The sequence below is a fragment of the Pseudoxanthobacter sp. genome (assembly GCF_036822375.1).
Lineage (GTDB): Bacteria > Pseudomonadota > Alphaproteobacteria > Rhizobiales > Segnochrobactraceae > Pseudoxanthobacter.
The window spans coordinates 1-4,779 of record NZ_DAISHT010000237.1 but is presented as its reverse complement, the minus strand read 5'-3'; the positions used below and the strand labels follow the sequence as shown (position 1 = coordinate 4,779).

4 protein-coding genes and 1 pseudogene are annotated in these 4,779 nt (G+C 66.1%); all 5 read left to right on the top strand.

What is annotated here, in order from left to right:
- A pseudogene (locus tag V7067_RS15515) lies at nucleotides 1-237 on the top strand (amino acid ABC transporter permease); the annotation flags it as partial.
- A 4-nt stretch (nucleotides 238-241) separates the two neighbouring features.
- Nucleotides 242-985: an amino acid ABC transporter ATP-binding protein gene (locus V7067_RS15510; RefSeq protein ID WP_334176808.1), complete on the top strand. Its 744-nt coding sequence runs from the start codon at nucleotides 242-244 to the stop codon at nucleotides 983-985.
- Nucleotides 986-1,225: 240 nt separating this feature from the next.
- Entirely contained in the window at nucleotides 1,226-2,704 is a 1,479-nt protein-coding gene (locus V7067_RS15505) for an AMP nucleosidase (RefSeq protein WP_334176807.1), read from the top strand.
- A 112-nt stretch (nucleotides 2,705-2,816) separates the two neighbouring features.
- Nucleotides 2,817-3,326, top strand: coding sequence for a hypothetical protein (locus V7067_RS15500; protein WP_334176806.1), 510 nt, complete (start codon nucleotides 2,817-2,819; stop codon nucleotides 3,324-3,326).
- A gap of 247 nt (nucleotides 3,327-3,573) precedes the next feature.
- On the top strand, nucleotides 3,574-4,506 hold the full coding sequence (locus V7067_RS15495) for a ribose-phosphate pyrophosphokinase (RefSeq protein WP_334176805.1): 933 nt from the start codon (nucleotides 3,574-3,576) through the stop codon (nucleotides 4,504-4,506).
- Nucleotides 4,507-4,779 lie beyond the last annotated feature (273 nt).

Sequence of the window (4,779 nt, the reverse complement as noted above, 5' to 3'; positions counted from 1 at the left end):
CGGCGCATCATTCCGCCGCTGCTCAACGATTTCATCAGCCTGCAGAAGGACACCGCGCTGGTCAACGTGATCGGCGCCATCGATGCCTTCAATCAGGCCAAGATCGTGGCCAGCAACCACTTCAATCTGTCGTCGGTGACGACGGTCGCTATCCTGTTCGTCGTCATCACCATTCCGCAGGCCCGCTTCGTGGACCGCCTGCTGGAGCGCGAACAGAAGCGCGTGCGGGCAGGGTAGAGCCATGGCACTGATCGAGATCGACAAGGTCGTCAAGCGCTATGGCGACTTCGAGGTGCTGAAGGGGATCGACCTCAATGTCGATGCCCATCAGGTGGTCTGCCTCATCGGTCCTTCGGGGTGCGGCAAGTCCACGCTGCTGCGCTGCATCAACGGGCTGGAGCCGATTGCCGGGGGCGAGATCCGCCTTCACGGCGACCGCGTGACCGGCCCGGGGGTGGACCTCAACGCTCTGCGGCGCGATGTCGGCATCGTGTTTCAGGGCTACAATCTGTTTCCGCACATGAGCGTGCTGGAAAACGTCACGCTGGCGCCCACCAAGGTGCTCGGCCAGCGGCGCGATGCGGCCGAGGAAAAGGCGATGGCGCTGCTGAAGCGCATCGGCCTCGACCACAAGGCCCGGGAATATCCCGACCGCCTGTCGGGCGGCCAGCAGCAGCGTGTGGCGATCGTGCGCACGCTCGCCATGGACCCGATGGTGCTGCTGCTGGACGAGATCACCTCCGCGCTCGACCCGGAACTCGTCTCCGAGGTGCTCAACATCGTGCGCGATCTGGCCGCCGACGGCATGACCATGATGCTTGCCACCCACGAGATGGGCTTTGCCCGCGAGGTGGCCGACAAGGTGTGCTTCCTGCACTCCGGCGTGGTGCACGAGGAAGGCCCGCCGGAGCAGATCTTCGGCGATCCGAAGGACGAGCGCACCCGCGCTTTTCTGAAGCGCATTATCGAGGCCGGCCGGCTCTGAGGGCCGGCAACCGGGCGACGGCGGCCGCAGCGCCGCCGTCAGCGGGCTGTCGTCTGTGTTCGCTATCGTGGGGAGCGGCGGGGCGGCCTGCCGCCGGCGGCCGGTCCTATCCCCTTGTTCCGGCGCCTTTTCTGAGCGCGAACCGGTTTCCACTTTGCGGCGAAATGCTCTAGACTTCACCTCAGGCGGCTGCGCACCCGGCGGGCCGCGCCTCCGAAGCCTCCAGCGTGCGGGCCCTTCATGCCCATTCCGACCGTGACGACCCGGCCCCACCCCGAAAGCTTTCTCGATCCGAAGGCCGCGCTCGATCGCGTCATAGCCCTTTATGACGGGGAGATCGAATATCTGCGCCGCCACTTCCGCGCCTTTGCCGAGGGCGACGAGCCGGCGGGCCGCGTGCGGGCCTTCTACCCTTATGTGGCGCTCGCCACCCACTCTTTCGCCCGCGTCGACACCCGCCTTTCCTATGGCTTCGTGTCGGCGCCCGGGCTCTACCACACCACCATCACCCGGCCGGATCTCTACGATCACTATCTGCTGGAGCAGTTCCGCCAGCTCATCCGCAATCATGGCCAGCCGATCGAGGTGGGCGTGTCCTCCACGCCGATCCCGATCCACTTCGCGTTTCCCGACGGCATCCACATCGAGGCCTCGCTGACCACCGACCGGCTGCGCAATCTGCGTGAGATCTTCGATGTGCCCGATCTGGCGCTGATGGATGACAGCATCGTCAACGGCACCTTCGAGCCGAAGGCGGGCGATCCGCATCCGCTGGCCCTGTTCACCGCGCCGCGCACCGACTATTCGCTGCACCGGCTGCGGCACTATACGGGCACCAGCCCCGAGCACCTGCAGAACTACGTCATCTTCACCAACTATCAGTTCTATATCGACCAGTTCGTCTATCATGCGCACGAGATGATGGCCGATCCGGAGAGCGCCTACGACAGCTTCGTGGAGCCGGGTAACCGGCAGACGGAGAACGTGCGCCGCGGCGGCCGCATCAGCGGCGAGGCGCTGGCCCGCCTGCCGCAGATGCCGGCCTATCATCTGAAGCGCGGCGACGGCTCCGGCATCACCATGATCAACATCGGCGTCGGGCCTTCCAACGCCAAGACCATCACCGATCATGTGGCGGTGCTGCGCCCCCATGCGTGGCTGATGCTCGGTCACTGCGCCGGCCTCAGGAACACCCAGCGGCTCGGCGACTATGTGCTGGCCCACGGCTATGTGCGCGAGGACCATGTGCTCGATGCCGACCTGCCGATCTGGATTCCGGTGCCGGCGCTGGCCGAGGTGCAGGTGGCGCTGGAGCAGGCGGTGGGCGAGGTGACCGGCCTCAACGGCTGGGAACTGAAGAGCGTGATGCGCACCGGCACCGTTGCCACCATCGACAACCGCAACTGGGAACTGCGCGACCACCGCGAGCCGGTGCAGCGTTTCAGCCAGAGCCGGGCGATCGCGCTCGACATGGAAAGCGCGACGATCGCGGCCAACGGTTTCCGCTTCCGCGTGCCCTATGGCACGCTGCTGTGCGTTTCCGACAAGCCGCTGCATGGCGAGATCAAGCTGCCGGGCATGGCGGATGCGTTCTATCGCTCGCAGGTCGACCAGCATCTGAAGATCGGCATCCGCGCCATGGAAAAACTGCGCGACATGGGGCTGGAGCGGCTGCACAGCCGCAAGCTGCGCTCGTTCACCGAGGTCGGCTTCCAGTAACCAGCCGGCCGGAATGGCCCACAAGGCGGTGGCACGGCCCCGGCGCATCCGGTAGACAGAAGCGTTGCCGCACGCGGCAACCGGGCGGCGGGTCTGAGAGCGGGAGTTCGGCATGGCGGTTGGCAGAGTGGCAAAGGCCGTTGTGGCGCTGTGCCTTTTGGCCGTGTCCGGGGCGTGCAGCACCGGCCCGATGAGCGCCCTCGGCTTCAGCCGGGAGACGATTGCCGAGGTTCCGCCGCCGCCGCTGGCCGAGGCGCCGAAGATGACGTTCGCCATTGCCCCGCCCACCGGCGTGCCCGGCAATCTGGGCGATGCGCTGATCCGCAAGCTGCATGTCTATGCCGCGCAGGAGGGGCTGCGCTTCCCCACCGAGCCGGACATGAGCACCAATTATGTGCTGAAGGTTCACCTGACGGCCGTGGGCAGCTACAGCGGCGGCACGGTGTCCTATATCGCCGATGTTTACGATGCTCAGGGCCGGCGCGCGACGCGCCTGGCCGGCAGCGTGCCGGCGGGCAGCACCTATGCCGATCCGTGGTCGTCGGCATCCGACGGCACCATGTCCGCCCTCGCGCTGCAGATCGCCTTCGGCGTGCGCGCATGGCTGTTCAGCGGCTCCTGAGCCGGCTGAAGCGGCATCCGGGTGTTTATTTTGACGCACGCAGCCGCAAAACCGCCGCGCGGGGCCGGGCTTGTGGTTGTCGCGCCGCCCGCAGATTGCTAGAGAAACGCCCGTCCGCCGCGCGGGGCCTGCTGGCCGCCCGTGGCGACGGGGCATTTCATTTTCTGCGCGCGTCCTGTTCCGGGCCCGGCCCGGCGCGCTGGCTCAATTGCGGCCGATGGGGCTCGGCTCGGAGGCGTCATCCACAATGAAGCTCGTCTGTGGCAATTCAAACCGCGCGCTCGCTGAGTCGATCGCCGACTATCTCGACGTTCCGCTGTCCAAGTGCATGGTGCGCCGTTTCGCGGATCAGGAAATTTTCGTCGAAGTGCAGGAAAACATGCGGGGCGAGGATGTGTTCATCATCCAGTCCACCAGCTTTCCCGCCAACGACCACCTGATGGAACTGCTGATCATCAGCGATGCGCTGCGCCGTGCCTCGGCGCGCCGCATTACCGCGGTGATCCCCTATTTCGGCTATGCCCGGCAGGACCGCAAGCCCGGTCCGCGCACGCCGATTTCGGCCAAGCTGGTCGCCAACCTCATCACGCGCTCCGGCGTCGACCGCGTGCTGACCATCGACCTGCATGCCGGCCAGATTCAGGGCTTCTTCGATATCCCGACCGACAATCTCTATTCCGCCCCGGTGATGACGCGCGACATCAAGGAGCGGTACCGCAACGAGAATGTCATGGTGGTGTCGCCGGATGTCGGCGGCGTGGTGCGTGCCCGTGCGCTTGCCAAGCGCATCGATGCGTCGCTCGCCATCGTCGACAAGCGCCGCGAGCGGCCGGGTGAGTCGGAGGTGATGAACATCATCGGCGACGTTTCGGGCCGTCACTGCCTGCTGGTCGACGACATCATCGATTCCGGCGGCACGCTGTGCAACGCCGCCGAGGCGCTGATCAAGAAGGGGGCGTCGAGTGTCGCCGCCTACATCACCCACGGCGTTCTTTCCGGCGGGGCGGTGACGCGCGTCGAACAGTCGATGCTGAAGGAACTGGTCATCACCGATTCGATCGAGGCCACTCCGGCGGTCGCGGCGGCGAAGAACATCCGTCACATTTCGGTTGCCCCGCTGCTGGGCGAAGCCATCAGCCGCACGGCGCTTGAGAAGTCGGTTTCCAGCCTGTTCGACTGAGAAAATCCGCGCTTTCGCGCCGGAAAGCCGCGGTTTCGGGCTTTTCTCGCGCGGGCGGAGCGGTTATGAGAAGCGCGGCCCGCACCCCTGGAGGCGGGCCGCAGTCTTTTGAGCGCCAGTCCGGGCGCACAGGGCTGAATTGCCGGCGCAGCCGCAACGCTGCCGGCCGGCGCCCCTCGCATCACATATTGGAGTGTTCCATGAGTCGTTCTTATGAACTCGTGGCCACGGTGCGCGATCGGGTCGGTAAGGGGGCCGCTCGTGCACTTCGGC